We start from the raw sequence: 26,325 nt of genomic DNA on the forward strand, positions 1-26,325 counted from the left end.
TTTGATATATGTCAAGCGGAAACTAATGTTCACAGCGGCGCTTGCCGGCTCAGCGCCGGAGCCATTGATCGAAACGGCTGGGGCAACCGACGTGACTCCAATTCGGAACCTCGTAATGAAAAAACTTGTAGGCCGGGACGGCAAGGATTCTCGAACCATAAAGCCTGCAAGAGGAGGAATGTTATGCGCGTGAGTATTCTGGGCGCCGGAGCAATTGCCTATGGCCTTGCGGCATATTTGGCACAATCGGGACACTCGCCAACACTTTGGTCACCGTCGGGACACCGCACCAGAACGTTGGCTACTGGCGAATTATTGAAGGCGACGGGGGATATCGAGACAACGGTGCCGGTGCGCATTGCCAAGGATTGTAAAGATGCTATCGACCACGCGGACGTGGTGGTGATCGCGCTTCCGGCTTACGGCCACAAGATGGTGATGGATGCCGCCGTCCCTCACCTGGCAGATGGTATTCCTGTCATCGTCAGTTCGCACAGTTCGTTCGGCGCGCTGTATCTCTCCAAGCGGTTAGCCGAGCGCAAGGTCAGGTTGCCGATCGTCGTTTGGGGCACAACGCTCTTGACCGGCCGCCAGCTCGGACCAACAGAAGTCCAGGTCACTTCCATTCGCCAGAAGCTTGATGTTGCGACGCTGCCTTTCGATGCGCTCGACCAAGGGTACGAGCTTTGCACGGCCTTGTTCGGCGATCGCTTCGTCAAGCGGGATGGTCTGCTGGCTATTGCGCTCAGCAACCTCAATCCGCAGAACCATCTGGGAATTGCCCTTCTCAATCTCACACGCATGGAGAAGGCCGAGCAGTGGAGCCAGGGGGGAAATGTCACTCCTGCCGTTGGCCGCTTTATCGAGGCTCTGGATGCCGAACGGTTGGCCATAGCTGCCCATTTCGGTATCGCGGTTCGTACCGTCCAGGAACATTTTTCATTGTCGTTCCACGTCCCCATGAGCACTGTTTCGGAAATGAACCAGGAGATGGATCGTCAAGGCCGCGGCGGGTTTGGCCCGACAACCATCGAGAGCCGCTATATTCTCGAGGATGTTCCGTTCGGCCTGCTACCGACTGCCGTTCTGGGGAAGATCAGCGGAAATCCGGCGACACTCCATGAATCCGGAATTTCCATCTTGTCGGCGGCTTATGGCCGGGATCTCAGACGAGACAATGATATTCTTCCTGCACTCGGCATCGAGGAAATGACAAAGGCGGATCTTGAAGCCCTTTGCCGCAAGGGGTTTTGAGCGCGCTCGCGGCCAATGCGGCGTGATTACGCTTTGGGGAAGCTAGCGCGACGCTCCTGTTACATCATTGCGAGCTGATTCTAACCAACGACATCCGAAGGGGACCAACACAGGTTGGATATTATCAAACTGTGTTGGTTCGAGTTGGCTATTTCACCTGCTTGATCTCCCCCGGCGCCAAACGGCGCCGGATAAGACGTGCCGTATCGATCACATCATGCGTTTGATGTCGGTGTACGCGCCATTCGTCTTCAGCGTCACGGTGACGTCGGCACCGGTGCGGTTGCGCCAGAACCAACCGTGATTGCCGTCAAAGGCTGCCTCAAGTACGCCCTCGTCCTCTGCAGCACCGCGTCCCTTCTCGTATGAGATGTTTTCGCCGCCGCCGTCACCATGGGTGTCGAAGTTCACCGCCGCGCCATTGGCTGTCCAAGAGTAGTTTGCCTTTGCGCCCTTGGCCATGACGAGCTTGATCTCAGCTCCTTCGCCGGGCTTGAGGGTGACCGACATTTCGTCCGTCCGCAGTTCCTGGGCAGAGGCGGAACCAATCACCAGTTCAGCGAAGACGCGCTCCAGAAGACTCGACTGCTGATCTTGGCCTGGCACTGCGGTCGGCGTGCCGTTTTGCAATTCGCGAAGGCGGTCTTGCTCGGCCTCTTCGGCGAGTTGTGTCTTGATCTCGCCCATCTCGGTGAGCTCGAGCGCTCGCCCAACGCCGGTGGGATCGATGGCGTATTCGGCCGGCAGCACGATGGTCACAAGGATGGCCGCTGCCGCGACAATGGCGATGAGGGTAGATCGGAGGAGCTGCATGGATGTCGGCAGTTCAGCGCGGGTCGGGATGTCTGTGTTGTACATGGGAGAATTCCTTTTTTGATCTTTACTTGGAGTTTCAGGAGACGACCCAGCCGGTAAGCTGATAGCCGATCAGCACAAACCCGGCGGTCATCATGATGGTGTTGGCGGTGTAGGCGTGGCGCCAGAAACTGTCGGTCCGGCGCCAGTAGCCCATGACGATAAGGATAGCAGCGAGTGCCAGAAGCTGACCGACCTCAACGCCGACGTTGAAGGCAAGTAGGTTGGGCACGAGCCCGTCGGGCGAGATGTTGTATTCGATGATCTTCGTCGACAGGCCGAAGCCGTGGAAAAAGCCGAAGATCAGCGTCGCGATCTTGGTGTTCGGCTGGAAGCCGAGCCACCTCTGGAAGGCACCCATATTGTCGAGCGCCTTGTAGACGACCGACAGGCCGATGATCGCGTCGATGATGTAGCTGTTGATGCCAACGTTGAAATAGACGCCAAGCAGCATGGTCGTGGAATGGCCGAGCGCGAACAGGCTCACATAGATGCCAATGTGCTTCATCCGGTAGAGGAAGAAGATCACGCCGAACAGGAACAGGACGTGGTCGTATCCCGTCACCATGTGCTTGGCGCCGAGATAGATGAAGGGCAGCAGATTGATGCCCGTAATCTCCTGGATATAGCCCTTGTCGCCTTCGGCAACGGCATGGGCGAGGGCAGTCCCCCCAAGCAATGGGAGGGTCAGGAGAGCAATGAGCACAGGAAGGGCCAACCGCCAGCGCGCGCAAGGCGTGCGTGGCGGACCCTTGTAGAAGGATCCTTGCATGAGAATTCCAATCGTCGTCGTTGAGGATGGCCGCGCGTGCGGCCGCGATCATGCGATGACGATCTGCCTGGGAGGGCGCTCTAGCCGGAAACGGATTTCGAGGTCGGCAAACGAAGGCGGGTAAACCAGCCAGCTCCGGCCTATCGGCGGTGCTGGCTGCGCGAAGCCCGGAAGCGTGCTCGCCGTTTCATGGGTGTGGTCGGCCGGATTGTGGCCGTGGGTATGACCAAAGCTCTGCTCATCGGCTTCGCCATCGTCATGGCTGTGGCCGTGTTTTCCGATCTGTGCTGTCAGCTCTGCGTGACGCGCTGCCTCGGCGGCAGCGAGCGCAATCGGGCTATGCGAGGCCGAACTACCCACTGGGGAGAGCAGCACGCCGAGAGTCATCGCGAACGCGACGATGAGACGAAAGGCTGTGCTAGGGATCCAATTCGGCATGCTTAACGATTATTCTCTAAAATCCTAACGAATGGTGGCATGCACCAGAATCGAGGCCATTTTGAGGCTTGGAATATCCTCTCTGGGGGGATAGCATCAAGGGCATGAATGAGCGTCCCCACGTCCACGAAACCCATCCTGCCATCATCAAGCGGCTGAAGCGCGCCGACGGCCATCTGCGCGGGATCGTCGAGATGATCGAGGCCGGGCGACCGTGCCTCGACATCGCCCAGCAACTTCATGCCGTGGAGAAGGCCATCGCCCAGGCCAAGAAGACGCTGATCCAGGACCACCTCAACCACTGCCTTGAGGACGTCGTCGGACCGCTGGCGCTCGAGCAGCGCCGCTCGATCGACGAGTTCAAGGATATCACCAAGTACCTGTGAGAAGCGCCATGATGGACAAAGTTCGCGATTGGTTCGGGTTCGGCCCGATGACGCAAGGCATGGGCGGCCACGGACATGATCACGGCGAGGGCGGCCATGGCCACACGCATGGCGTCATCGACCCGACGATCGCCACGACGACGCGCGGCATCTGGGCGATCAAATGGTCATTCGTCGTTCTGGCCATCACGGCGGCGCTGCAGTTGGTGGTTGTGTTCCTCTCCGGCAGCGTGGCGCTGCTGGCCGACACGATCCACAATGTCGGCGACGCGGTCACCGCCATCCCATTGTGGGTCGCCTTCATGCTGGCCCGTCGCAAACCGAGCAAGACGTTCACCTACGGGCTGGGCCGCGTCGAAGATCTGGCCGGCATTCTGATTGTCCTCATCATCTTGTTCAGCGCCATCGTTGCCGGCTACGAGGCGATCGACCGGTTGATCAATCCGCAGCCGATCGCATTTCTTGGCTGGGTCGCCATAGCCGGCATTATAGGTTTCTTAGGCAACGAGGCCGTTGCAGTGTTCCGTATCCGGGTCGGCCGCGAGATCAACAGCGCGGCGCTGATCGCCGACGGCTACCATGCGCGCACCGACGGCTTTACCAGTCTGGCGGTTGTGCTGGGTGCTATCGGCGTATGGCTGGGGTTTCCGCTGGCCGATCCGATCATCGGGCTCTTGATCACGGTGGCCATCTTCGCGATCGTCTGGCAGTCTTCGAAGGCAGTCCTCACGCGCATGCTCGACGGTGTCGAGCCCGGCATCGTCGATGAAATCCATCATGCCGCCGAGCATGTGTCCGGTATCGAACGTGTCCAAAGCGTGCAGGCGCGCTGGATCGGCCATCGCCTGCATGCCGACGTCGCCATCAGTGTCGCCGACGCGGCGACGGCCAAGGACGTGATGGGCGTCACCGAAGCCCTCAAGGAGGAACTGTTCGCCCACTTGCCGGCGTTGGCTGAAGCGAATGTTCGTCTGGAGAGTTCGGCCGGGTCTGCCGCGACGGGCACGGAACCCTCTCACTCACATGGTCATCATGCGCCGGAGCCCTTCAAGGTCGACTGCGATCTGGCTGCCGGGACATTGGAAATCGTCGACACGCCGGCTGGCGAGCGGATGCGGCTGACCATCGACCGGCATGCCGACGATCTGATGGCAACGGTGATCATCGATAGGCCTGGCGGGCCGGAGACGCTTCGCCTCGAACCCGTCGCCGACAACCATCATCGCCTTGAGAGCACCGTGGCTCCTGCTGAGCCGCATGAGTTCCAGGCGAGGTTGGTCTTGGCCGCGAAGGGTCGCGAGCAGGTGCTGCCGTTCAAAATGGTCGAGCCGGAAGGCCACCATCACTGAGATCAGGCCCGCCATTCAATCGCCACGGATCAACGACCCATCGCTCCTCCAAGAAGACAGACATATGCTGCAAGTCCTTGCCAATCGCACTTATCGCCATCTTTTCCTGGCCCAGGTCATCGCCCTGATTGGCACTGGCCTTGCCACCGTGGCGCTCGGGCTGCTGGCCTATGACCTTGCCGGCGCCGATGCCGGCGCGGTGCTCGGCACGGCGCTTGCCATCAAGATGATCGCCTATGTCGGCGTGGCGCCCGTTGCCGCCGCGTTCGCCGAGCGCCTACCACGCCGTACCATGCTGGTTTCGCTCGACCTCATCAGGGCAGGGGTTGCCGTATTCCTGCCCTTCGTCACCGAAGTCTGGCAGATATATCTTCTCATCTTCATCCTGCAGTCGGCGTCAGCCGGCTTCACCCCGACCTTCCAGGCTTCGATCCCTGACGTGCTGCCCGAAGAGAAGGACTACACACGGGCCTTGTCGCTGTCGCGGCTGGCCTACGACCTGGAAAGCGTCGTCAGCCCCATCCTCGCGGCGGCGCTGCTTTCGGTCATAAGCTTCCATAGCCTGTTCGCCGGCACGGTTGTCGGGTTCCTGGCGTCAGCGGCGCTGGTCGTCTCCGTGGTGCTGCCCAGCCCGCAGCCCTCCGAGCCGCGCGGCATTTACGAGCGCACCACACGCGGCATCCGTAACTATCTGGCGACGCCGCGTTTGCGCGGTTTGCTGGCCCTTAATCTTGCCGTCGCGGCGGCCAGCGCCATGGTGATCGTCAACACGGTGGTCCTGGTGCAGGCAAAATTCGACCTTTCCCAGAGCGACACGGCATTTGCCCTTGCCGCCTTCGGTGGCGGCTCGATGATCGCGGCGCTGGTCCTGCCGCGGCTGCTGGACAGCATCCCGGATCGGGTTGCGATGTTGTCAGGCGCCGGCCTGCTGGTTGCCGGCGTGTTCGCAGGGCCGTTCGCCATCAGCTATCAGCTGCTCTTGCCGCTCTGGTTCGTGCTCGGGCTCGGCTATTCGCTGGCGCAGACCCCGTCTGGGCGGCTGATCAAGCGCTCGGCCGATCCCGTCGACCGGCCGGCATTGTTTGCCGCGCAATTCGCGCTTTCGCACGCCTGCTGGCTCATCACCTATCCGATCGCCGGACTCGTCGGCGCGGCGATGGGCCTGCCCTTCACCTTTATCCTGCTTGGCGTCATTGGCGCCGCGGCACTCTTTGCCGCGATGTGGTTGTGGCCGCGTCACGATCCCGACGTTCTCAGCCACGCCCATGACGATCTGTCTGACGGGCATTCGCACCTCGAGGACGCCGTCTGGACCGAAGCAGGCTTCGAGCATGCGCATGGTTATGTCGTTAACGATAGGCACCCAAAATGGCCGAAAGCGAGCTGAGCGGCCCCAATGCTGGGAGATGTTGGTGCCTTCGGCGCACTGTTCCTCACCGCGTTCGCCGCAGCGACAATTCTGCCGCTGCAGTCAGAGGCGGTGCTGGCCGGCCTGCTGCTGACCGGAAGCCAGTCACCGGCGGCGCTGATCCTGGTCGCGACGATCGGCAACGTGCTTGGTTCGGTTGTCAACTGGCTGCTCGGCCGCTGCATCGACCGCTTTCGCGACCGCAAATGGTTTCCGGTCAAGCCCACTGCGCTCGATCGCGCCGCGGCGCGCTACCGCCGTTACGGACGATGGAGCCTGTTGCTGAGCTGGGTTCCCGTCATCGGCGATTCGCTGACGATGATGGCCGGTGTTCTGCGCGAGCCGCTCTGGAGCTTCGTTGCGATCGTCACGATGGCGAAAGCCGGCCGCTATCTCGCGCTCTCGGCGGCGGTGCTGAACTGGCTGTAGGCCGCAACCGCGACCAAGTGGGTCGCTGGGGTAAAACTCTCAAACGGTTTTCCGACTTTTTGTCTTATGTCTATACAAATTAGCAAGCGTGCACATGATCGTTGCCAATCAAACAAAAAGGGGAACTAACATGATGACTCTCGACCGCCGCAATTTCCTGGCCTCCACAGCCGGCCTGGCCTTCATTGCCGCGTTTCCGCGCGCCGCGTACTCGGAGGGGCATGAAACGTTGAAGGTCGCCATTGCCGCCGAAACCGGCGATCTCGACCTGCTGCAAAACGTCTCCACGCTGAGTTCCTACACGGTCGTGTTCGACGCCCTCATACACTATGGCCAGGACGGCGCGCTCGAGCCCGGGCTCGCCACCAAGTGGGCTGTCGCCGACGACCAGCTTTCGATCGCCTTCGACCTGCGCGAAGGTGTTGCCTTCAGTGACGGCACGCCCTTCGATTCGACCGCCGCCGAATGGAATCTCAAACGCTGGCTGGGCGTCGCGGATTTCTCATGGATCGGTGTGTCCGACGGATTCGACAGCATCGTCACCGATGGACCCAGCAAGTTGACGATCAAGCTGAAGCGTCCGGTGCCCGCCGCCTTGCTGGAGCTCACCATCGTGCGTCCGGTGCGCTTCCTGTCGCCGAAGGCTGTCGACGCCGGCGGCAAGCAGACCGCTCCGGTCGGCACCGGACCGTGGATCGTCGAAAGCTACGATTCCTCCGGCACCGTGCTGGTGCGCAACGACAAATACTGGGGCGAGAAGCCACTGTTTGCTCGCATGGAGCTGAAGGTGGTTCCCGACGAACTCGCCCGCGCCAACGCCCTGCGTTCCGGCGACCTCGACGTGATCGGCGGCGACTGGGTGGCGACGCTGTCGCCACGCCGCGCCCGCGCGCTTGAAAAGGACGGTATGAAAGTGGTGGCCGAGGCCGGCACCGCAACCATGCTGCTCGGTTATTCGCCGAAGGCCAAGATGATGGCCGACAAGGCCGTGCGCGAGGCCATCTATGTCTCGGTCGACCGCGCTGCGATCGCCAAGGTGTTGTTCGAAGGCTACGCAGATCCGGCGGCGGATCTCTTCCCGGCCAACGTGCCTTCGTCGGGCAAGCGGCATGACGTGCCGGTACGCGACGTCGCCGCGGCCAGGAAAATCCTTGCCGATGGCGGTTGGAGCGAAAGCGGAGGCGCCTGGAGCAAGGAGGGCGCGCCGCTGGCGATCGATTTCCTCGTATCGGAGGAATCGCTGCCGGGTTCGCGCCGCATCGCCGAGATGATCCAGGGTCAGCTGTCCGAGGTCGGCTTCCAGGTTCAGGTCTCGTCAGTCGACAACGCCACCATGCACGACCGTCGCCCGGCGTTCGAATATGATCTTGCCTTCTTCACCACCTATGGCGCGCCCTATGATCCGCACGGCACGCTCGGCAACGCGTTCGTATCCACCGCCGACAGCGGGCCGGACGGCAAGATCTATGTTTCCCCGGAGCTTGATGGCGTGGTCAAGGCCGCGCTCGAAGCGAGCGGCGACGAACGCGAAGCCAAGATGCAGGCGCTCTACGACTGGCTGCACGACAACCGGGCGATCTGCCCGCTCGTTGTCAGCCAGCGGCTGTGGGCGCACAATCCTCGCGTCGAGAACTTTGCGCTTCCCGCGACGGACTACGACCTGCCGTTCAAGGCGATCACGCTGAAGGCCTGAACGCCTCGAACCTCCTGGGGGAGTGCCGATGAGACGCACGATTCTGCGAAGGATGTTGCTTGCCTGTCTGCTTGTCGTGGCGGCATCGGCATTGACCTTTACCCTGGTTGCCGCGGCGCCGGGCAACGTCGCCGCGCTCATGGCCGAGCGTGCGGCAGGCCCGGGCGCGGATGCCGAAATGATCAAGAAGATCGGCGAGGACCTCGGGCTCTATGATCCGCTGCCGGTCCGCTACGGCCGATGGCTTTTCAGCGCCATCACCGGCGATCTCGGCCTCTCGCTGCGCACCGGCAAGCCGATCGCGCAGGAATTCGCCGCCAGAATCCCAATGACGGCGGCGCTGCTTGCGGGCGGCGGCATTCTCGCCTTTTTCCTGTCGGTGGCGCTCGGCGTTGCCGGTGCGGTCAGCAATGGTGGCGCGTTGGACCGGTTCCTCCACGCCTTCTCGCTGGTCGGCGCCTCGACGCCGAACTTCTTCGTGGCGGCGCTGCTGGTCATCGTCTTTTCGGTGATGCTGGGCTGGCTGCCCACCTTCGGCGTCAGTGGCTTCACCTCGTGGCTCTTGCCGTGGGTGACAATCGCCCTGTTTCCGGCATCGGTGCTGAGCCGCGTCGTCCGCGTCAACCTCCAGGAGGCCATGTCGCGACCCTTCGCCACGACGGGCTTCGCGAAGGGCTACACGAGGACACAGGTGCTGATGCGCGAGGCTCTGCCCAACATCGCCATCCCGTTCCTGACCACCTTCGGCGCCCAGTTCACGCTGATGATCATCGGTTCGATCGTGGTTGAAACGGTGTTTGCGCTGCGCGGCGTCGGCGCCTTCTTTATCGATGCAATCCGCTTCCGCGACTTCGTCGGCATGCAGTCGGTTCTGTTGCTGTTCGTGGTGTTCTTCGTTGTCGTCAACCTGATGGTTGACGTGATCTGCATGTTTGTCGACCCGCGCATGCGTAGGGCGAGAGGAGCTTGATCCGATGAACACGTCCTTGTTCAGGAGCATGAAGGACTGGCCCTGGCTGGTGCTGCTGCCAGTCGTCTTCTTTGTCGCGGTCGGTGTGCTCGGTCCCTCGATCATGCCTTACGATCCCGGCGCGCAAGACTACGACGTCACGCTTGCGGGACCGAGCTGGGCTCACTGGCTGGGCACCGACTATCTCGGCCGCGATATTCTGAGCCGCATCATCGGCGGCGCCCGCATATCGCTGGTGGCGATGGTGATCGTGCTGGTGGCCGCACTTGCCATCGGCGTCAGCATCGGTTCGTTCGCCGGTTATGTCGGCGGGCGCGTCGAGCTGGTGTTGATCAGCCTCATCGACATCGCGCTGGCGCTGCCAAGCCTGGTGATCGCGCTGGCGCTGATCGGCATTCTCGGCACCGGCTACTGGTCGATGATCACGGCGCTGACGCTGGCGTGGTGGGCGAACTATGCCCGCATGAGCCGCGCCGTGGTCACCGCCGAATTGCAACAGCCCTATATCGAAGCGGCAAGGGTGATGGGCGCCAGCCATCTGTGGATCTTTGTGCGCCATATCCTGCCGCATGTCCTGGCCCTCGTCGTGGTCTATGCCAGCGCCGATGCTGGCGCCCTTGTCCTGGCCATCGCGACGCTGAGCTTCCTCGGCCTGGGCGTCGCGCCGCCGGCGCCGGAATGGGGCCAGATGCTGGTCGACGGCATGAGCTACATTGAGGAATACCCGAGGCTGGTCGTCCTTCCGGGCCTTGCGCTCACTTTGGTGGTGGTCAGCTTCAATCTGCTGGGCGAGACCTTCGCGTTGCAAAAGGTGCCGAGGCCGGTGCGCGGCGGTTTGCTGCGCAAGCGTCGCAAGGCGCGCGCCGTTGAGGAAGCGGAGCGGAACGCCGTCGAAACGGGAACAGCCGCGCCATGAGCGACGAGCCGATCTACTCCATAGAAAACATGGTCATTGATCTCTACGCCACGACCGTTTCCGTGCGCGCGGTCGATGGGGTGTCGTTCAACGTCCGTCCCGGCGAGACAGTCGCCGTCGTCGGCGAGAGCGGTTCGGGCAAGACCGTCATGACGCTTGGGCCGCTCGGCCTGCTGCCCGAGGGCGTCACCGTCGACATCAAGGGATCGGCCCGAGCCGAAGCGAGCGAACTGGTCGGAATGGAGTCCAGGCGCTTGTCTGACCTTCGCGGCCGCTATTTCGGCGTCATTTTCCAGGACCCGATGAGCGCGCTGAACCCGATGCTGAAGATCGGACCGCAACTGGCGCGCCAGGCGCGCCGCTTTGCCAATCTCTCGCATGCGGATGCCCGCAAGGAAGCGGTCTCGCTGCTCGCCCGCACCGGCATCCCTGACCCGGAAGACCGCTACGATCGCTATCCGCATGAACTGTCTGGCGGCATGCTGCAGCGCGCCATGATCGCACTGGCCCTGGCAAGCCGGCCGCGCGTTCTGATCGCCGACGAGCCGACCACTGCGCTGGACGCCACGGTGCAGGCGCAGATCCTGGAGCTCATCCGCCAGATCCAGCGCGAGGAAGGCATCGCGGTCGTGCTGATCACGCACGACATCGGCGTCGTCGCCTCGGTCGCGGACCGGGTCATGGTGCTCTATGCCGGGCAGGTGGCGGAGGAGGGGACCGCGATGGATGTGCTGACGCGGCCGACGCATCCCTATACACGCGGGCTGCTTGCCTCTGTACCGGATTTCCGCGCCGACGAAACCGCCGCGACCAAGGAAATACCAGGTTTGCCGCCGAACCAGATCAGGCTGGAGCCGGGCTGCCGTTTCGCAGCCCGCTGCGAACTGGTTGAGCCCGAATGCCGCGTGCATCGGCCGCCGCTCCAGACGATCTCGACGGGCGGGACGCCGCACAAGGTGGGATGCCCGGTGGTGCTGAGGCGGGAAGGGATAGCGGTCCATGGCTGACATTGCGGCGATTGAGGTCAAGGGCCTGAAGGTCCATTTCGCCAACCGCTCCGGCACAGGCGCCGTGCGGGCGGTCGACGGCATCGACCTGACCATTCCGTGTGGTGCCTTCCATGGCATCGTTGGCGAATCCGGTTGTGGCAAGACCACGCTGGCTCGCAGCGTCGTCGGCCTGCAGAAGGAGACTGAGGGTACGGTGCTGATCTCGGGGCGGGATCGCGCCCAGTGGCTGAAGTCGGACCGCAAATCGTTCAGCCGCGAGGTCCAGTTCGTCTTCCAGGATCCGCTGGGCTCGATGAGCCGTCGCCAGACCGTCTACCAGACGCTGGAAGAGCCGCTGCAGATCCATCGCCTCGGATCTTCGGCCGAGCGCCGGCGCCGTATCGGCGAGCTGCTGGATCTGGTGGCGCTGCCAGCGACCGTGCTCGACCGCCTGCCGCGTTCGCTTTCCGGCGGCCAGCGCCAGCGCGTTTCGATCGCTCGCGCGCTTGCGCTGAAGCCATCGATCCTGGTTTGCGACGAACCGCTCAGCGCGCTTGACGTTTCGATCCGGGCGCAGATCGTCAACCTGTTCACATCATTGCAGAAACAGCTTGGCCTTACCATCGTCATCGTTGCGCATGACCTGGCGATCGTGCGCGAGGTCTGCTCAAACGTGACGGTGATGTATCTTGGCCGCATCGCGGAAGCCGGCGTGACGCGGCCGCTGTTTCGCGAGCCGGCCCATCCCTACAGCCAGGCACTGCTTTCGGCGGTTCCTTCGCCGGATCCTCGTATCGAGGCCGGCCGTCGCCGAATCATCCTCGCGGGCGATCCTCCAAGCCCCAGCGCGCCGCCACCGGGATGCCGCTTCAACACCCGCTGTCCTGTGGCGATCGATGTCTGCCGGGCCGAGGAGCCGATGTTGCGCTCGGTGCCGCATGGCGGGGTCGCGGCCTGCCACCTGGCCGACGGCGAGCGGCGGCCGGTGATTTGAGTGCCGACTTGATCTGCCCTCGTTGCCCAGGCCGCCGCCGGCTTCAGTCACTCAATTCGTTGGTTTCATGTGGTATGCTGGCGGTATTCCGCTTCAAGGTCGGCGTGATCCCGGTGCTAGCGGCATGTTCGATCCTGGGCGTGCTTTTCGGCGTCGCGGCGGGCTCGATCTAGGCCGATCTTTCTGCTCGGATGCGAGCATCGCAGTCTATTTCGTATCGGGGCTGTCTGATGGGCGAGCAAGTAGGAGGCGAGGTATAATGGGCACGATGCGAGTGGCTGTGGTCTGGCGCGGTGACCGGGAGGCGCGTCGCACGGCGACACCGCAGAACAACCGGTTTCATCGCGTGTTCGAGGAACTCGCTGCGATCGGTGTTCACGCCGAACCGGCCGTTTATGACGAAGAGTTTGCCGAGGAGGTTCGGACCCAGCTCCTGGCGACGGACGGCGTGCTGGTCTGGGTCGATCCCTTGCACGAGGGAAAAACCCGTGCGGTGCTTGACCCGCTGCTGCGCGACGTGGCGGCACGCGGCCCCTGGGTGAGTGCACATCCAGACGTGATCCTGAATATGGGCGTGAAGGAAGTTCTGCACCGTACGAAGCATCTCGGATGGGGAACCGATACTTACCTCTACGGCTCCGCCGAGGCTTTTCGCGAGGCGTTTCCGGAGCGGCTTCGAACGGCCGGTCCACGGGTGCTGAAGCAGAACCGCGGCAATGGCGGCCAGGGAGTATGGAAGGTCGAGCTGATCGGTTCGCTTCCTGGCGGAGAGCCGGCGGTTCGGGTGCTGCACGCGCGACGAGGCAGTACGCCGGAAGAACTCGCACTGCCGGATTTCATGGCGCGCTGCGAGGTGTATTTGACACCCGATGGCTGCATCGTGGATCAGCCATTCCAACCGCGTTTACCCGACGGGATGATCCGCTGTTACATGGGCGCCGACAAGGTGGTCGGCTTTGGCCACCAGTTCATCAAGGCCCTAATCCCACCACCTCCTGAAGGGCCAGATTCCGAGGCTGCGCAACCAGGGCCGCGGATAATGCATCCCGCCACGGCCGAATCGTTTCAGGCGCTGCGGACCAATATGGAAACCGGGTGGACGCCGCAAATGATGGCTGTGCTAGGCATCGATGCCAGGTCGCTGCCGATCATTTGGGATGCCGATTTTCTCTACGGACCACGGACTGTGTCAGGTGAAGACACGTATGTGCTTTGTGAGATCAACGTCAGCTCGGTCTTTGCCATCCCCGATCAAGCGCCGGCCGAAATAGCTCGACTCGTTGCCATGCGATTTTGAATCGACGAAGATTGGCGGTCCGAGTGGGGCTCTGGCCGAACGCGGTTCGGCGGTCAGTCCGATGGTCGCCGGACCCCTGCTTGCCGTTTCCGGTTTCGGCTGACCAATTCTCATCGCGGTGGCTTAAACACCATCTACGAAATCCTTTTGCTCACGACGTTTCGCAAGATTCGGCCGCCCGAGGAACGTTAGCCTCAACCGGCGCGAGATCTGGATTTGGAAGCTCTTGCTAGGGTGACCGACCCGGAAGAGCTGAACCCGCCATCCGCTGGAACAGGTCGTCGACCTGGGCCGGCGAGAGGCTGGCGTCCTCGGCGATCCACCAGGCAAGCACCGAGAGAAAGGCTCCCGATATGAACTGGACGACGAATTCCAGCGGCACGCCCGCGTCGCCGATCCGCTTGCCAGACAGTTCGGTTCGCACTGCGCGCCGTATGCGTTCACGCAATTGATCGTGGATCGTGTCGCCGCTGCTCGCAAGTAGCGCCTTGTGAAGCGACCGGAACGCCCGCGCGTGCTCGAACATCGGCAGGCTGAATTCGAATGGGCGGTTGCCTGTCTTTTCGTCTGCCGACACGCGCCTGCTCAGCGACAGCAGATGCGCCTCAAGGGCCGCGCTGCGCAATTCGTCCTTGCCGGCATAGTGCGTATAGAAGGTCGACCTGCCGACATCAGCTTTCTGGCAGATGTCTTCCACGGTGAGAGCCGCATAGCCGCACTCTGGGATCAGGGCAATCAGCGCGTCCTGCAGCATGGCGCGCGTGCGCGCGACACGACGGTCGATCGTACCCCTGTGGTCGGGCCGCTCGATTTTAATGGTCATTGCTCTTTCCACCGTGCGGTTTCGGACGTTCAGCGGTCCGTTGTCCAGCAACAGCGCTACTGGACAATCTGTCCAGTATGATACGCCGAGTCCAGAAGCTCAAGAATGCCTTGAGCACTCCGGAAACGGACGAGGAGGCAAAAGGAAATGCACCAATTTGGTCATCGGGCTGGAAACGGACAGCATTCGCGAAAGGGCGTTATTATGCTTGCCGTGCTCGTCAAACTGTCGCTGGTCGCCGGTTTTCTGCTAATGCTTCATTTCGGGAACGGCTATCTCAATGCCGGTGCTTGGACGGCTGCAGTCCACGGCCTCATCCTCGCCGCGGTCGTGGCATTCGCACTCTGGGGCGGCTTTCGTCACATGCGGACTGCCGGCGCGCATGGCGCCGGCGAAAGGGGCATCGGCATCGTCCTGCATAGGGCGGTCGGCTATGACCTGCTTGCGCGCGTCCTGACTTGGGGCCGCGAGGACCGGTTCCGTGAATTCATGCTGCGTCTGGCAAGGCTCCAGCCCGGCGAGGCGATGCTCGATGTCGCCTGCGGTACGGGCACGCTTGCCATAGCCGCGAGACAGTTGGTCGGAGCGGTCGGACGCGTCACGGGCGTCGACGCATCGGTCGAAATGGTCGAGAGGGCGCGCGTCAAGGCTACGCGAGCCGGCGTTGATCTGACCTTCGTCCAGGCGACGGCCCAGGAACTTCCCTTCGAAGATGGCCAATTCGACATCGTGATCGGTACGCTCATGCTGCATCACCTGCCGAAACCCGACCGATCGACCTTCTTTCGTGAAGCGGAGCGGGTTCTGAAGCCGGGAGGCCGACTGCTGCTTATCGACTTCGGAAGGCCGCTGCACGAATCCACATTGCCGAGGCTCCATCGGCACGGGCATATCGACATGAATGCGGTCGGAACTCTACTGGTCGAGACAGGCTTCAGGGTCGACGATACCGGCGCCGTCGGGACCATGAACCTCGATTATGTGCGCGCGACCACGGACAAGATCCTGCCTGCCTGAGCGCGGCATGCCGCGGCGACCGGACCGGGCGCGCCGCCGCCAGGAAGACGCGCGGGCCGGTAGTCGCGGGCCGCGCTGCATTGTGTGCGCAGCCGCCGCGGCGCTATCTTGCCGATTGGCTATCCCGGCCTGCTTCGATACGCGAGTCTACCGAATGCCCAAGACCTACTTGTCCTTGACGCTTGCGGCCGCATGGTTGGCATCACCGCTTGCGCATGCCGATGGCGTCGACCGGGCGCTGGATGCCTTCCACGCGACATGCCTGGCGCACGGCCCCGACTTCGAGCGAACCGCGACATTGGCAAAGACGCGCGGATGGACGCCGCTCGTCGACGGCGCGGCACTTGCTCCTGTGGATGCCATGAAGGCCTTCCGCGGATGGCAGGTCACCGGCGACGACCTTCCGGCCGGAACGATGGTCGCGGTGACCAGGGCGACCATGGACGGCAGGTCCGTCCAGACCTGCTCGCTCAAGCTTTTCGATGTCGACCGCGCCGAGTTTGAAAAACGGTTCTTCCACCGCACCGACGCCGAAAAAATCGGCGAGGAGAGGAAGGGCAGGCAGGTTTCCCGGCTGTTCATACTGATCGCGGGCAATCGCAAGCAGCTCGTGCATTTGACGTCGCCAGCCGTTCGGGGCACAGCGAACGCCATCATAGCAAGTTCGATCGTCGATGATTGAAAAGGCTTCGCGGGCCGCGTCCCAATTTAGCCTGCTTGCGCTGCCAGATCACTCGGTTGGCGCGCAATGACGAGAAAGCGAGCGCAAATGCGACTGACCAGCACGATTTTTGGCGTGGCGCTCCTGCTCGCCTCCACCGTCGCGGCCGGCGCTCATCCTCATGTCTTCGCGGAAGCCCGTTTGGACCTAACGGTTGGCGCTGACAAGTCGGTCAAGTCGCTCAAGCATCTCTGGCGGTTCGACGAGCTCTTCTCCTCGACGGTGCTGATGGAGTTCGACAAGAATTCCGACCTTACTCTCGACGCCGAAGAACTCGACGCCGCCGCCCTCACCATCCATGCCTCACTGGAAGAATACAATTATTTCCAAATGGTCACTGTGGAAGGCAAGGACGTGGCGATGACGCCGCCGGCGAGGCTGGTCACTAGCTACGAGAACAATCAACTCGTCATCCAATTCGAGACGCAGCCGAAAGACACGCTGGCGCTCGCCGGCAAGGTGAGCATCGGCGTCTACGATCCGACCTTCTACACCGCGATCGATTTCACCGATGACGATAAGATCGCCGTGGCTGGCCTACCGAAAGATTGCACGAGGGCCGTCGTCCGCCCCGATCCGAATACCGCAATCGCACAGAATCAGACGAAATTGACGGATGCCTTCTTCAGCGATCCGACCGGAACCGATCTCGGCAAGATATTCGCGACACGCCTTGAATTGACGTGCGGTTGAAGCGGCGGAACGGATAGAACGTGTTTTTCCAAACCCTGGTCGAGTTTCAACGCACGATATACTTGGCGCTCGCCGAACAGATCAAATTGCTGTCAGCCGGGGGCGACTGGCTGGCGTTCACTGCCTTCCTGCCGATGGGTGTCCTGTTCGGAGCTGCGCATGCTTTGACACCCGGACACAGCAAAGCCGTGCTGGCTACCTATTTGGCCGGATCGGATGCCAGCATCCGTCGCGGCCTACTGGTGTCGCTGACACTCTCCTTCACCCATGTCACGATTGCCGTTGTGATTGCAGCCCTCTCGTTGCCATTAGTCTCGATTGCGCTGGGCAGCGTCGGCCGGGCGCCGCTTTTGGAGGATGTCAGTCGTGGCCTGCTCGGGTTAATTGGTCTGTGGATGCTTTGGCGGGCGCTCAGCCACGGTCATCACCATCAGCATGAAGGCGAGGTTGTGGGCGTCATGGCCGGCCTGATCCCATGTCCATTGACGCTCTTCGCGATGACCTTCGCGATCTCAAGAGGTGTTCCGGTCGCGGGCATACTCTTTGCAATCACCATGATGGCCGGCGTGGCACTGACGTTGTCTTGCGTGGCAGTTCTGTCGATCCTGTTTCGGGAACGGCTGGTGCATTTCTTCGACCGTCGGCCGCGCCTGTTCGATGTGATATCGCGAACTATCGAAGGTACCGCCGGCCTTATTCTTACTGGCGTGGCTGTCTGGCAAATCTCGTCGAAATGAGAAAGTTTGACCGACCGCCAAGGCCACAGCGATTCTCATAGGGATCACATTGCAATTAACGACGTCGTGCCATTAAGTGCCGGCACGCGTGGTTCGGGTTTGGGTTTAGAACATTGAGCGACCGTCAGAAGATCATTTGGATGATAGCGCTGGCGATCCTCGCCGGCATCGGGGTGATACTGCTAAATCACTGGATCAAAGGCGATCTCTATGCGGCGGATCCATTGACTTCGACTACCCAGATACGCCACATTTAGTTCGGCCGGCATGACCGGTTCTTTTTCTATCCGATTTCTGGCCCGCCGGTTCGCGCCGGCGGATTTTTTGCGGGGGTAGGATACTCAGCGCGGATTTGGCTATCTTGCCCCTGATTGTCAGAGGCGGAGCTGCGGTGATCGCTCCGCAATGATGGCCAACGGCGGTTCCACGACGGCGGCATACGCGCTTGAGAGATGAGAGTGGCTGTTTCATAAAGAGGATATCATGCCTGCGGACGATGGTAGTCTACGCGACATTCTTGGAATTCTGTTGGTTCTCCTACTCGTAGGCGCCAACGGTTTCTTTGTCGCCGCCGAATTTGCGCTGGTCGCGGTTAGACGAAGCCGCGTCGACGAATTGGCTACAGCTGGACGCTCGAACGCCAGCCTCCTTCAACGGGCTTTGGTGAATCTCGATGCGAACCTTGCAGCAACTCAGCTCGGCATCACCATCTCATCGCTGGCGCTCGGTTGGGTCGGCGAGCCTGCACTCGCTCATCTGATCGAGCCACTCCTCTTGGGAGTGATGGGGTCGCTGGCCACGGCAGCTTCGCACACCATTGCCGTCGCAATCGCCTTCATCATCATAACCGCGCTACACATTGTCCTGGGTGAACTAGCGCCGAAAAGTCTGGCGCTCCAGCGCAGCGAGAGCACGGCACTTCGGGTCGTCCGCCCTCTCGGTCTGTTCCTGTTCCTGCTCAGGCCGGCGATCCTTGTTCTCAACGGTCTCGGCAATCTGGTGCTGCGTCTGTGCGGTCTGCGTCCGGGCACAGGCGAGGAGTCCTTGCATTCGCCCGAAGAGCTGAAGCTGCTCGTGGCGGCAAGCCAGGAGGCAGGGCTCCTTCATCAGACGCAACAGGAACTGGTCGAGCGTGTCTTCAACATCGGCGATCGGCGCATTGCCGACATCATGACACCGCGACGCGATATCGACTGGATCGATACCGACGACATCCCTGACGAGATTCTGCGCACCATCCGGCAATGTCGCCATGAGCAGCTTCTGGTCGGCCGTGGGGGGATAGACGAACCGCTTGGCATGATTCTGAAGAAGGACCTTCTCGACCAGGTGTTCGACGGCAAAATGCTTGACCCGATGGCGGTCATCCGAGAACCTTTGATCGTTCACGAGGCAACGCCGATTTTCCGTGTACTCGATCAGTTCAAGCGGACGCCGGTGCGCCTGGCGATCGTCATCGACGAATATGGCGCTCTGGAGGGGATCGTCACCCAGACCGATCTGCTCGAAGCCATCGCAGGCGACCTTCCTGACCTGGACAATGAGGACCCTGATGTCATCGAGCGCGATGACGGGTCCTTGCTCATCGACGGAATGATGCTGGCGCACGATGCGTTCGCTCGCCTAGGATTCCGATCGGGGTCTGCCGAAGGGGATTTTCACACGATCGCTGGGTTCGCCTTGTCCCGCCTTGGGCACTTGCCGGAAGCCGGTGAGCACTTTGACTACGAGGGCTGGCGCTTCGAGATCCTCGATATGGATGGAAGGCGGATCGACAAGCTGCTCGCTCGCCGTGAGCCGCCTACATCCAAGCCGGCAACCAGTTGAGACTGACCGCGCGACAGGCCGGTAAGCCGGCCGGCCTTTTGCGCGCGAATATTCCCACTTTTCGAACCCATGCTCCCACAGTAGTCCCTATCCACAAACGCCCGTCAGTTCGCCCAGGACGCGTATGCGCTGGAGTCACAGTGACTGGTGAGCGTCTTCGCGTCGCGCTATGTGATCAATGGAACCGACAGTTGAGGGTCTAAATGGACGCCAAGAGCGCCGTCTGGCTGATTATTGGGGTCCTCGTGGTGCTAGTGGTGGCCTTTCTCACCGCAATGGCATTCGGGCTGCTATGAGTCAGCCAGGCTGATCGACACTCGCCACAGGCCGTTGTGGCGCCGGGGCGGTGGCACCCCCATTATTACCACAGCGACTGCGCGACGGAGGGACATGTCGGTTGCGTGTCGACGAACGACCACAGATGCGGCATGCGGCAATTTTTTGCGGCGAAGAATGATTTTTGAATCGTGTACAGAAGTCATGGCCAAAACCAATCCCAAATCCCCTGATTTTCCGCCGCCGCGCCGTTGACCCGCTTTGAGAAAGCCGAGTTCGCGAAGCTTTGCGATCCGAAAGGCCGTCGCAAATCAACTTGCACCGACAGATGCCTCGCTGGTCTGTGATCTGGTAACGGCGAGGTCGCGCTCATTGCCATGCGAGCCCTGTTCAAGCGCGCTGTGGCCGATTGCAGCGACTCGGAATTTCTTTCGACGAAACGACATCTGCTGTCGATCACCAGCGGCATTGACCGGACAACGGCGGCCACGCAAAAGATGGCCGCGCAATTGGGCGTCTAAGCCCGTCGCTCGCCATTTCATCGGCCGATCTTGATGCGCGGGAGCAATATTGGATATTGAAGATCGGCACTTAACCAGTAGGTAATTTGCAATCAGCCAGTTGTGCTAACTCCACGATAGTGCTCTTCTGTCCGAATTATCTTGGGAGGGCGATATGAAATCTACAATTCTTGCCGCCATGGCGGCTTTGACCATGTTGGCATTTTCGGTGGATACCTTCGCACACCGCGGCGGCACCGATGCCAATGGGTGCCATACCAACCACAAGACTGGCGAGTATCACTGCCACTGATATCAGGACCAGATTGCGTGATTTGGGTTCGTGCGAGTAGGCATATTCGCGGCGCCTAGATAGCAGCGTTGCTCACCGTGGGGGGCGCAGATGAGAATTCGAAGGCTGTTCCACTTGGGCACATTGATGCTTGCGGCGGCATCAGCTACGCCATGTCATGCGCAGGGGACTTTCGGAGGAAATGACTGCACCGAAGATTGTTCCGGGCATAAAGCTGGCTACGACTGGGCTGAGCAAAATCAGATTTCCAACGACAGCGACTGCAGCTCAAACAGCCAATCATTTAATGAGGGCTGCCAAACATTCGTCGAAGACCCGTCTCGCGGTTCGGACGAAGACGATGAAGGCGAAGAGATAGACGACTGAGATACAGCGCTGATTCGGATAAGGATCCAGCCGGCGGCTCCGTCGTGTAGGCGCGGTCGCTTTTGGTGTGGCATCTTTCATCGGCTGCGCTCATGCCGAAGACGCGTGCGACCCAAACTACGCGGGAGCCTGCGTTCCAATCGCCAGCGACGTCGATTGCTCCTCCGGAAAGGGCAATGGTCCGCCTAGGTACGCGGCCCGGTCACTGTTGTCGGCACGGATATCTATGATCTGGACCGCGACGGCGATGGGATCGGCTGCGAAAACGTCTAGAGCCACGCTACGGCTTGGACGGCCCTGTCCCGTTCCACTGGATGAACGCCACTTCCTTCCCGGTGACTTCCCGCACGGCTTTCAACAGCACCTCATGCAGGACGCGCGTCTGCCGGTAGTGGTCGCTATGGGGCGATATAAACGGCTTGATGATACTTAAGTGCAGTGCCTCCGCTGCCGTCACAAAGCGCTCAATTTCAGCCTGTGATAATTGCTGCGAACCTTTCGACCTGGCCATGTCCTATCCTCGAAATCTCTCTGTGTGCCAGACGACCTTGCCGTCGATCTTCATCGGCTTGTGGATCATCAAGCGCTTCGGCAGATGCTCGGGATGCACCTCCAGCAAGGTAATTTTGATCTGTGGCTTGCAGCGGTTGCAGTCGAATTTCAGCTTCTGAGGATCGACGCCTCCGCCATAGACCATCATCAGGTCGGCCGACCGGCAGTAGCGGACGTTGCCGCAACTGCACTCAGCCTTTACAAGCATGTTGTGCCGGGTCGCCTTTTCCAGCGTGTCGATCGGGTCGTGCGCCATAACGCCTAAAAGAGGAACATATTCCTCATCAGTCAAGATCATCTTGACTCTGTCGTTCTCATTTTGTTCACTGTCGGCACGATAGCCACAGGACGCGAGCCATGCAGCTCAGTTTAGAGATCAAGGGCGCTCTGCCTGAAGAAAAACAGCGAGGGATCGAAGCCGCAAAATCTGTCTTTGCCGCAGCTGGGATATCGCCTGAGCAGGCGGCCGATGGAATGTTCGCGTTGGAAGGCTGGGATGACGCCAGCTTTTCGGCCGACGAAGAGCCTAATGATGATGACGACAACGCGGCGAGCGTTTGGATGGATGCGAACAAGGCGGCAATTGCTGCATGCTGCGCCGATTGGCCTGTGGACGCAGTCCCGGAAAACCACCTTTTCTTACAACTGGTAGAGTGACACCAGCCGCCGGAAGCCGTGGCCGCAGCGAAGGAGAGAAACTAATGATTGAGGTGCTTTACACCGCCGAGAAACGGCAAGACGAGCTGATTGCCAATATTATGCGCGACCGCCCGGAAATCGAGAAGGCGGTCAAGAAGGCATGCAAGGTCTTAAACAAGCTTACTCCGGACGGTGCCCTATATGCGAGTGGCTGGATTATTGCCGATCTAATCGTCAGCCTCATGCCTAGCGAGGAAGAGGCAAGGGAGTTGTCCCGCATCGTGCAAGGCCAGATCCAACGCGAATTCAAGACCGCATACACTAACTTGGCGCGCGGGACTGTGAATTAGCGGGGTTTGCGAAATCAGGGGCAAGTAATGTGCGGTCGCTTCACCAGATACCTGTCATGGTCTGAAATCCACCGGCTATACCGACTGACGGCGCCGACAGAAACCGGCCGCAATGACGAGCCACGCTACAACATTGCGCCGACCCAGGATGTCCCGTTCGTAACAGCCGGCGAAGACGGCAATCACAAGCTCCGCGAAGGGCGCTGGTGGCTGGTCCCCTTCTGGGCAAAGGAGATGCCGAAGGCGGCGATGTTTAATGCGAGAATTGAGGGCATCGAAACAGCTCCGGCCTTTCGCGACGCCTTCAAATCGAAGCGCTGCCTGATCCCGGCGGATGGCTTCTACGAATGGACCATTTCACCGGCGGACGGCAAGAAAGATCCATGGCACATTTACCAGCCAGACCACGCGCCCTTCTCGTTCGCCGGCCTCTGGGCCTACAATTCCAATCTCGACATCACCAGCTGCACCATCATCACAGAGCCTGCGGGCGACCCGATGAAGCAGTTGCACGATCGGCAGCCGCTCATCCTCGACCAAGCCTACTATGACGCGTGGTTGGATCCTGCGACACCCAAGGACAGTCTCAAGGACATTCTCCGCCACGACATCGACGGCGAGCTTCAATTCAATCGCGTTGGTCGTGAAGTGAATACGAGCGCCCTCAACAAATTGCCCAACGACTATCCCGGCCTGGTCGGGCCGATCAACCCGTTATGAGCGACGAACCGAGCCGGCTTGCCGAAGGCATGACAGCGCCGCCGCGCGACCGACGACGCGTTGCCAATCATCCGTGCGAGCACCCCGGCTGCGATAAGGATGGAGGTTTCGGCTTTGCCCGGCCGCGGCAGCCATCGCACTGGTTCTGCCTGAAGCATCGCGACGACGGGGAACGGTTCCTCTAGGAGGTTTGAATGTCGGACAATATGCTGCCCACGCAGACTAAGCCGAAGCTGATTGTGGTCGTTGCGTTTGATCGAGGCGAAGACGGCGAGCTTTTTGCCGCTTACGGTCCCACCGACCAGCAGAGCGAAGAACGCGCAGTCCGCACGGCTAAGGCTCTGTCGTCAGGCCACGTTGGTGTCATAGCCTGGAGCCGTGATGCAGACCCAGCGCTCGGTGACTATGGGCCGCCCACGACGCTATTCGTCTGCGGCGACGTTCCGGACATGGATTAGCCAGACGTCAAACGGGTCGGGTCGGCCCAAGGCCTATCGTGCGTGTGTTGCCTAGTTTGCCGACCTTGCGAGACTCGGCCGGGCCAGCATCGCCCCGCCAGTGGTTGATGCTGCCCCACATGTGCCTCATCTCACACGCCCGCTGCACTACCTCCACTTCGTCGCCGACTGCTGCACCTCAATGGCCATGACGTGCGCGACTCTTTCAGACCAACTCGCCGATGTATCGGCCAATCCTATCGTCGCCGATCAGCGGCGACACAGTCGAGAAAAGCAAATGCGCGCGAACGATGCCGGTCGCATCCATATCCTGAATGCAAACGATGACCGCCGCGGACGGGGACAGTCGGTCCCGCGTCCCGTCCTGCGGCCGGCGCTATGCTGACGCTCCTACGGCTGTCCTGTTAACCGCCCGCGGCGGGGGCGAATTTCCTCCGTCCCGCGCGCGACAATGTCCGCATTCGCGGATGCGCGCAGGACTGCGGCTTATACGCCGTTCTTCCTTTGAGCGCCGACGATCGCCGGCGCGGGATGCTTGGGCATGGAACCGAATCCCAGGCAGGGTATTGAATCGGACCATGGACCCGAGATCCGCATGTCGGCTGTAGATGGCACCCTCAGCATCAGCAAAAGGCGCACACGGCGCAGAGACTCAGAATCTATCCCTACATATCCGCTGCCGGCATTTCGGTCCTTCCAGCTCTGCACATTGACTGACCACATACCGGTGGGCGGGGATTGGCTCTTCGAGATGAAGTTCGATGGCTATCGTGCCCAAGTCGCCATCTCCGGCTCGAACGTTGTCGTCTATACCCGCAATGGCCACGACTGGACCCGACAGTTCAAGGTCATCCTGCCGCCGCTTCAGAGACTGACCAAAGGCGCGGTTTTGATCGATGGTGAGATCGTCGCCATCGACAGCCAAGGCCGCTCGAACTTCTCCATGCTGAAAACCGGCATTGCCGCGGGTATGCCCCTCAAATTCTACGCCTTCGATCTGCTTGAACTCGATGGCGAAGATCTGTCGAACCAGCCACTCCTAAAGCGCAAGGAACGACTTGAGTCCCTGCTTGGCGCGCGCGGCCCTGACGACCGCCTGCAATTCTCCAGCCACATCGTCGACCAGGGCAAAAGGGTGTTCGACGCTATGTGCGAGGGCGGCCACGAAGGCGTCATCGCCAAGCGCGCCGACAGCTCCTACGTCGGCGACCGCACCTCGAGTTGGCTCAAGATCAAGTGCACGAAGCGACAGGAATTCGTTGTCGGTGGCTATCGCCCAAGTGAAACAGGACATGGCATGGCCTCGCTGATCCTCGGCACTTACGACAATGGCAAGCTCATCTATCGCGGCCGCGTCGGAACGGGGTTCACCGCGGCGATGCGCAAGGACATCCTTGCGAAGCTCGAGAAACGCCGTCTTGAGAAACCGGCTTTCGCCTCCGTCCCGAGAGACATTGCCCGACGTGCCAAATGGGTGAAGCCCGAACTTGTTGCCGAGGTTACCTATGCCGAAGTGACACCGGACGGCAGCTTGCGGCATCCAAGCTTTGAGGGCATGCGCGAAGACAAGCGAGCCGACCAGGTCGTGATGGAAATGCCGAAGACGCCGGCAACTCTTGGCTCCGCCAATCTCGATGCGGGAATTGGCAAGGAGATCGCCGCTGCTGTCGGCGTCAAGCTGACGCATCCAGACAAGATCATGTATCCGGGGACCAAGGTGACCAAGGCCACGCTCGCCGCTTACTACGCCGTGGTCGCCGAGAAGATGCTGCCGCACATCCAGGATCGACCGCTGTCGCTGGTGCGCGATACCGACGGCGACCTGCAGCAGACCTTCTTTCAGAAGCACAGACTGCCAGGCATGCCCAAGGCTATCCATGACGGCCAGCTGGAGAAGATGTCCGGTAAGGAAAGCCGCATCTTGTGGGTCGATGACTTGGCTGGGTTGATCGCAGGTGTCCAGATGAACGTGCTCGAATTCCACATCTGGGGAAGCCGTCGCCAGCAGCCGGATCTGCCGCACCGCATGATCTTCGACATCGACCCCGACGAGGGCTTGGGCTTTGCTGCCGTCAAGCAGGCAGCCCTCGACATTCGGAGCATTCTGGAAGCGCTTGGACTGCAGTCGTGGCCGTTGCTGTCCGGCGGCAAGGGCGTTCATGTGGTCGTGCCACTCATCCCGGAGGCAGACTGGGACGACGTCAAGAGCTTCTGCCAAGATTTCGCCGAACTACTGGCCCGCACAGATCCGTCGCGCTTCGTCGCCAACATGAGCAAGATGAAGCGCAAGGGCCGAATGTTTCTCGACTACTTGCGCAACGGCCAGGGCTCCACCGCAATCTGTCCCTGGTCGACCCGGGCACGCGCGGGGGCCTCATGCGCGGTGCCCGTCAGTTGGGAGGAGTTGCCCACTTGCGAAAGCGCCAACGGTTTCGATGTTTTCGCCGCCGCCGCGCGGGCTCAGTTGCCCGAAGCCTGGGAGGGCTATTCCGACGTCGAACAAACGCTTACCGACCGCATCCGCCACGCAGTCCGGTAGCAATAATTACTAGATGGTCAGCGACATTTGCTGATTTGGCGCGG

General features: G+C 61.1%; 29 protein-coding genes. 23 read left to right on the plus strand and 6 right to left on the minus strand.

The window, feature by feature from the left end; genetic code table 11:
* Positions 1-183 precede the first annotated feature (183 nt).
* Positions 184-1,254 (plus strand): NAD/NADP octopine/nopaline dehydrogenase family protein, encoded by a 1,071-nt coding sequence (locus tag NKH38_RS25925; RefSeq protein ID WP_352504256.1) that lies wholly within the window; start codon positions 184-186, stop codon positions 1,252-1,254.
* A gap of 210 nt (positions 1,255-1,464) precedes the next feature.
* On the opposite strand, the gene NKH38_RS25930 is transcribed toward NKH38_RS25925, so the two are convergent.
* Genes NKH38_RS25930 through NKH38_RS25940 form a run of 3 tightly spaced genes read right to left on the minus strand, consistent with a single transcriptional unit; the run spans position 1,465 to position 3,319 of the window.
* Positions 1,465-2,112, minus strand: a complete 648-nt coding sequence (locus NKH38_RS25930; RefSeq protein ID WP_023669873.1) for a hypothetical protein — start codon at positions 2,110-2,112, stop codon at positions 1,465-1,467.
* Positions 2,113-2,146: 34 nt separating this feature from the next.
* Positions 2,147-2,881 carry a HupE/UreJ family protein gene (locus tag NKH38_RS25935; RefSeq protein ID WP_031202371.1) on the minus strand — a complete coding sequence of 245 codons (735 nt, stop codon included), beginning with the start codon at positions 2,879-2,881 and terminating at the stop codon, positions 2,147-2,149.
* A gap of 48 nt (positions 2,882-2,929) precedes the next feature.
* The gene (locus tag NKH38_RS25940) at positions 2,930-3,319 is read right to left on the minus strand and encodes a hypothetical protein (RefSeq protein WP_023696825.1); all 390 of its coding nucleotides are present in this window, start codon (positions 3,317-3,319) and stop codon (positions 2,930-2,932) included.
* Positions 3,320-3,423: 104 nt separating this feature from the next.
* Here NKH38_RS25940 and NKH38_RS25945 point away from each other — a divergent pair, with 104 nt between their 5' ends.
* The 10 genes from NKH38_RS25945 (at position 3,424) to NKH38_RS25990 (ending at position 13,750) form a co-directional block, all read left to right on the plus strand.
* Positions 3,424-3,705, plus strand: coding sequence for a metal-sensing transcriptional repressor (locus tag NKH38_RS25945; protein ID WP_023669876.1), 282 nt, complete (start codon positions 3,424-3,426; stop codon positions 3,703-3,705).
* 8 nt (positions 3,706-3,713) lie between these two features.
* Positions 3,714-5,054, plus strand: a complete 1,341-nt coding sequence (locus tag NKH38_RS25950; protein WP_023686263.1) for a cation diffusion facilitator family transporter — start codon at positions 3,714-3,716, stop codon at positions 5,052-5,054.
* A 64-nt stretch (positions 5,055-5,118) separates the two neighbouring features.
* Positions 5,119-6,441 carry an MFS transporter gene (locus NKH38_RS25955; protein WP_352504259.1) on the plus strand — a complete coding sequence of 441 codons (1,323 nt, stop codon included), beginning with the start codon at positions 5,119-5,121 and terminating at the stop codon, positions 6,439-6,441.
* Positions 6,442-6,450: 9 nt separating this feature from the next.
* Positions 6,451-6,891 carry a YqaA family protein gene (locus NKH38_RS25960; RefSeq protein ID WP_352504260.1) on the plus strand — a complete coding sequence of 147 codons (441 nt, stop codon included), beginning with the start codon at positions 6,451-6,453 and terminating at the stop codon, positions 6,889-6,891.
* A 130-nt stretch (positions 6,892-7,021) separates the two neighbouring features.
* Positions 7,022-8,584, plus strand: a complete 1,563-nt coding sequence (locus tag NKH38_RS25965) for an ABC transporter substrate-binding protein (protein WP_023683322.1) — start codon at positions 7,022-7,024, stop codon at positions 8,582-8,584.
* Positions 8,585-8,612: 28 nt separating this feature from the next.
* A complete protein-coding gene (locus tag NKH38_RS25970; RefSeq protein ID WP_352764089.1) occupies positions 8,613-9,554 on the plus strand; it encodes an ABC transporter permease in 942 nt (313 codons plus the stop codon).
* A 4-nt stretch (positions 9,555-9,558) separates the two neighbouring features.
* Positions 9,559-10,470, plus strand: a complete 912-nt coding sequence (locus NKH38_RS25975; RefSeq protein WP_023669882.1) for an ABC transporter permease — start codon at positions 9,559-9,561, stop codon at positions 10,468-10,470.
* Positions 10,467-11,477 carry an ABC transporter ATP-binding protein gene (locus NKH38_RS25980; protein WP_352764086.1) on the plus strand — a complete coding sequence of 337 codons (1,011 nt, stop codon included), beginning with the start codon at positions 10,467-10,469 and terminating at the stop codon, positions 11,475-11,477. Before NKH38_RS25975 ends, NKH38_RS25980 begins: the two co-directional genes overlap by 4 nt.
* On the plus strand, positions 11,470-12,453 hold the full coding sequence (locus NKH38_RS25985; protein WP_352504263.1) for an oligopeptide/dipeptide ABC transporter ATP-binding protein: 984 nt from the start codon (positions 11,470-11,472) through the stop codon (positions 12,451-12,453). Before NKH38_RS25980 ends, NKH38_RS25985 begins: the two co-directional genes overlap by 8 nt.
* 259 nt (positions 12,454-12,712) lie before the next feature.
* Entirely contained in the window at positions 12,713-13,750 is a 1,038-nt protein-coding gene (locus NKH38_RS25990) for a Cj0069 family protein (RefSeq protein WP_352764084.1), read from the plus strand.
* Between the two features lie 229 nt (positions 13,751-13,979).
* On the opposite strand, the gene NKH38_RS25995 is transcribed toward NKH38_RS25990, so the two are convergent.
* A complete protein-coding gene (locus NKH38_RS25995; protein WP_023703909.1) occupies positions 13,980-14,573 on the minus strand; it encodes a TetR/AcrR family transcriptional regulator in 594 nt (197 codons plus the stop codon).
* 204 nt (positions 14,574-14,777) lie between these two features.
* Here NKH38_RS25995 and NKH38_RS26000 point away from each other — a divergent pair, with 204 nt between their 5' ends.
* The 7 genes from NKH38_RS26000 (at position 14,778) to NKH38_RS26030 (ending at position 21,023) form a co-directional block, all read left to right on the plus strand.
* Positions 14,778-15,590 carry a class I SAM-dependent methyltransferase gene (locus NKH38_RS26000; protein ID WP_352764082.1) on the plus strand — a complete coding sequence of 271 codons (813 nt, stop codon included), beginning with the start codon at positions 14,778-14,780 and terminating at the stop codon, positions 15,588-15,590.
* 154 nt (positions 15,591-15,744) lie between these two features.
* Complete coding sequence (locus tag NKH38_RS26005; protein ID WP_023685957.1) at positions 15,745-16,272, plus strand: hypothetical protein; 528 nt, start codon at positions 15,745-15,747, stop codon at positions 16,270-16,272.
* 87 nt (positions 16,273-16,359) lie between these two features.
* Positions 16,360-17,004, plus strand: coding sequence for a DUF1007 family protein (locus NKH38_RS26010; RefSeq protein ID WP_023696813.1), 645 nt, complete (start codon positions 16,360-16,362; stop codon positions 17,002-17,004).
* Between the two features lie 20 nt (positions 17,005-17,024).
* Positions 17,025-17,741, plus strand: a complete 717-nt coding sequence (locus tag NKH38_RS26015; protein WP_023669894.1) for a HoxN/HupN/NixA family nickel/cobalt transporter — start codon at positions 17,025-17,027, stop codon at positions 17,739-17,741.
* A 483-nt stretch (positions 17,742-18,224) separates the two neighbouring features.
* Positions 18,225-19,568: a hemolysin family protein gene (locus NKH38_RS26020; RefSeq protein WP_352504267.1), complete on the plus strand. Its 1,344-nt coding sequence runs from the start codon at positions 18,225-18,227 to the stop codon at positions 19,566-19,568.
* Between the two features lie 951 nt (positions 19,569-20,519).
* Entirely contained in the window at positions 20,520-20,657 is a 138-nt protein-coding gene (locus NKH38_RS26025) for a YHYH domain-containing protein (protein ID WP_352764079.1), read from the plus strand.
* Between the two features lie 126 nt (positions 20,658-20,783).
* Positions 20,784-21,023, plus strand: a complete 240-nt coding sequence (locus tag NKH38_RS26030) for a hypothetical protein (RefSeq protein ID WP_156933401.1) — start codon at positions 20,784-20,786, stop codon at positions 21,021-21,023.
* Positions 21,024-21,303: 280 nt separating this feature from the next.
* Here NKH38_RS26030 and NKH38_RS26035 read toward each other — a convergent pair whose 3' ends face one another.
* Positions 21,304-21,534, minus strand: coding sequence for a hypothetical protein (locus NKH38_RS26035; protein ID WP_023696809.1), 231 nt, complete (start codon positions 21,532-21,534; stop codon positions 21,304-21,306).
* A gap of 3 nt (positions 21,535-21,537) precedes the next feature.
* Positions 21,538-21,867 carry a hypothetical protein gene (locus tag NKH38_RS26040; protein WP_352764076.1) on the minus strand — a complete coding sequence of 110 codons (330 nt, stop codon included), beginning with the start codon at positions 21,865-21,867 and terminating at the stop codon, positions 21,538-21,540.
* 65 nt (positions 21,868-21,932) lie between these two features.
* On the opposite strand from NKH38_RS26040, the gene NKH38_RS26045 reads away from it, so the two are divergent.
* From NKH38_RS26045 to ligD, 5 genes are all read left to right on the plus strand, one after another.
* Positions 21,933-22,232 carry a hypothetical protein gene (locus tag NKH38_RS26045; protein WP_352504269.1) on the plus strand — a complete coding sequence of 100 codons (300 nt, stop codon included), beginning with the start codon at positions 21,933-21,935 and terminating at the stop codon, positions 22,230-22,232.
* Positions 22,233-22,276: 44 nt separating this feature from the next.
* Positions 22,277-22,564 carry a hypothetical protein gene (locus tag NKH38_RS26050; RefSeq protein WP_352504270.1) on the plus strand — a complete coding sequence of 96 codons (288 nt, stop codon included), beginning with the start codon at positions 22,277-22,279 and terminating at the stop codon, positions 22,562-22,564.
* A gap of 27 nt (positions 22,565-22,591) precedes the next feature.
* Positions 22,592-23,284 carry an SOS response-associated peptidase gene (locus NKH38_RS26055; RefSeq protein WP_352764073.1) on the plus strand — a complete coding sequence of 231 codons (693 nt, stop codon included), beginning with the start codon at positions 22,592-22,594 and terminating at the stop codon, positions 23,282-23,284.
* A 194-nt stretch (positions 23,285-23,478) separates the two neighbouring features.
* Entirely contained in the window at positions 23,479-23,742 is a 264-nt protein-coding gene (locus NKH38_RS26060) for a hypothetical protein (protein ID WP_023696803.1), read from the plus strand.
* Between the two features lie 595 nt (positions 23,743-24,337).
* Positions 24,338-26,281, plus strand: coding sequence for a DNA ligase D (ligD, locus tag NKH38_RS26065; protein ID WP_352904588.1), 1,944 nt, complete (start codon positions 24,338-24,340; stop codon positions 26,279-26,281).
* The last annotated feature ends 44 nt before the right edge of the window (positions 26,282-26,325 follow it).

Origin of the sequence: Mesorhizobium sp. M1078 (assembly GCF_040318615.1) — a bacterium.
GTDB lineage: Bacteria > Pseudomonadota > Alphaproteobacteria > Rhizobiales > Rhizobiaceae > Mesorhizobium.

Bases quoted from the DNA above. Each gene is read 5' to 3' on its own strand.
- NKH38_RS25925 (WP_352504256.1), top strand. From the start codon at position 184: ATGCGCGTGAGTATTCTGGGCGCCGGAGCAATTGCCTATGGCCTTGCG.
- NKH38_RS25930 (WP_023669873.1), bottom strand. From the start codon at position 2,112: ATGTACAACACAGACATCCCGACCCGCGCTGAACTGCCGACATCCATG.
- NKH38_RS25935 (WP_031202371.1), bottom strand. From the start codon at position 2,881: ATGCAAGGATCCTTCTACAAGGGTCCGCCACGCACGCCTTGCGCGCGC.
- NKH38_RS25940 (WP_023696825.1), bottom strand. From the start codon at position 3,319: ATGCCGAATTGGATCCCTAGCACAGCCTTTCGTCTCATCGTCGCGTTC.
- NKH38_RS25945 (WP_023669876.1), top strand. From the start codon at position 3,424: ATGAATGAGCGTCCCCACGTCCACGAAACCCATCCTGCCATCATCAAG.
- NKH38_RS25950 (WP_023686263.1), top strand. From the start codon at position 3,714: ATGATGGACAAAGTTCGCGATTGGTTCGGGTTCGGCCCGATGACGCAA.
- NKH38_RS25955 (WP_352504259.1), top strand. From the start codon at position 5,119: ATGCTGCAAGTCCTTGCCAATCGCACTTATCGCCATCTTTTCCTGGCC.
- NKH38_RS25960 (WP_352504260.1), top strand. From the start codon at position 6,451: ATGCTGGGAGATGTTGGTGCCTTCGGCGCACTGTTCCTCACCGCGTTC.
- NKH38_RS25965 (WP_023683322.1), top strand. From the start codon at position 7,022: ATGATGACTCTCGACCGCCGCAATTTCCTGGCCTCCACAGCCGGCCTG.
- NKH38_RS25970 (WP_352764089.1), top strand. From the start codon at position 8,613: ATGAGACGCACGATTCTGCGAAGGATGTTGCTTGCCTGTCTGCTTGTC.
- NKH38_RS25975 (WP_023669882.1), top strand. From the start codon at position 9,559: ATGAACACGTCCTTGTTCAGGAGCATGAAGGACTGGCCCTGGCTGGTG.
- NKH38_RS25980 (WP_352764086.1), top strand. From the start codon at position 10,467: ATGAGCGACGAGCCGATCTACTCCATAGAAAACATGGTCATTGATCTC.
- NKH38_RS25985 (WP_352504263.1), top strand. From the start codon at position 11,470: ATGGCTGACATTGCGGCGATTGAGGTCAAGGGCCTGAAGGTCCATTTC.
- NKH38_RS25990 (WP_352764084.1), top strand. From the start codon at position 12,713: ATGGGCACGATGCGAGTGGCTGTGGTCTGGCGCGGTGACCGGGAGGCG.
- NKH38_RS25995 (WP_023703909.1), bottom strand. From the start codon at position 14,573: ATGACCATTAAAATCGAGCGGCCCGACCACAGGGGTACGATCGACCGT.
- NKH38_RS26000 (WP_352764082.1), top strand. From the start codon at position 14,778: ATGCTTGCCGTGCTCGTCAAACTGTCGCTGGTCGCCGGTTTTCTGCTA.
- NKH38_RS26005 (WP_023685957.1), top strand. From the start codon at position 15,745: ATGCCCAAGACCTACTTGTCCTTGACGCTTGCGGCCGCATGGTTGGCA.
- NKH38_RS26010 (WP_023696813.1), top strand. From the start codon at position 16,360: ATGCGACTGACCAGCACGATTTTTGGCGTGGCGCTCCTGCTCGCCTCC.
- NKH38_RS26020 (WP_352504267.1), top strand. From the start codon at position 18,225: ATGCCTGCGGACGATGGTAGTCTACGCGACATTCTTGGAATTCTGTTG.
- NKH38_RS26025 (WP_352764079.1), top strand. From the start codon at position 20,520: ATGAAATCTACAATTCTTGCCGCCATGGCGGCTTTGACCATGTTGGCA.
- NKH38_RS26030 (WP_156933401.1), top strand. From the start codon at position 20,784: ATGCTTGCGGCGGCATCAGCTACGCCATGTCATGCGCAGGGGACTTTC.
- NKH38_RS26035 (WP_023696809.1), bottom strand. From the start codon at position 21,534: ATGGCCAGGTCGAAAGGTTCGCAGCAATTATCACAGGCTGAAATTGAG.
- NKH38_RS26045 (WP_352504269.1), top strand. From the start codon at position 21,933: ATGCAGCTCAGTTTAGAGATCAAGGGCGCTCTGCCTGAAGAAAAACAG.
- NKH38_RS26050 (WP_352504270.1), top strand. From the start codon at position 22,277: ATGATTGAGGTGCTTTACACCGCCGAGAAACGGCAAGACGAGCTGATT.
- NKH38_RS26055 (WP_352764073.1), top strand. From the start codon at position 22,592: ATGTGCGGTCGCTTCACCAGATACCTGTCATGGTCTGAAATCCACCGG.
- NKH38_RS26060 (WP_023696803.1), top strand. From the start codon at position 23,479: ATGTCGGACAATATGCTGCCCACGCAGACTAAGCCGAAGCTGATTGTG.
- ligD (WP_352904588.1), top strand. From the start codon at position 24,338: ATGTCGGCTGTAGATGGCACCCTCAGCATCAGCAAAAGGCGCACACGG.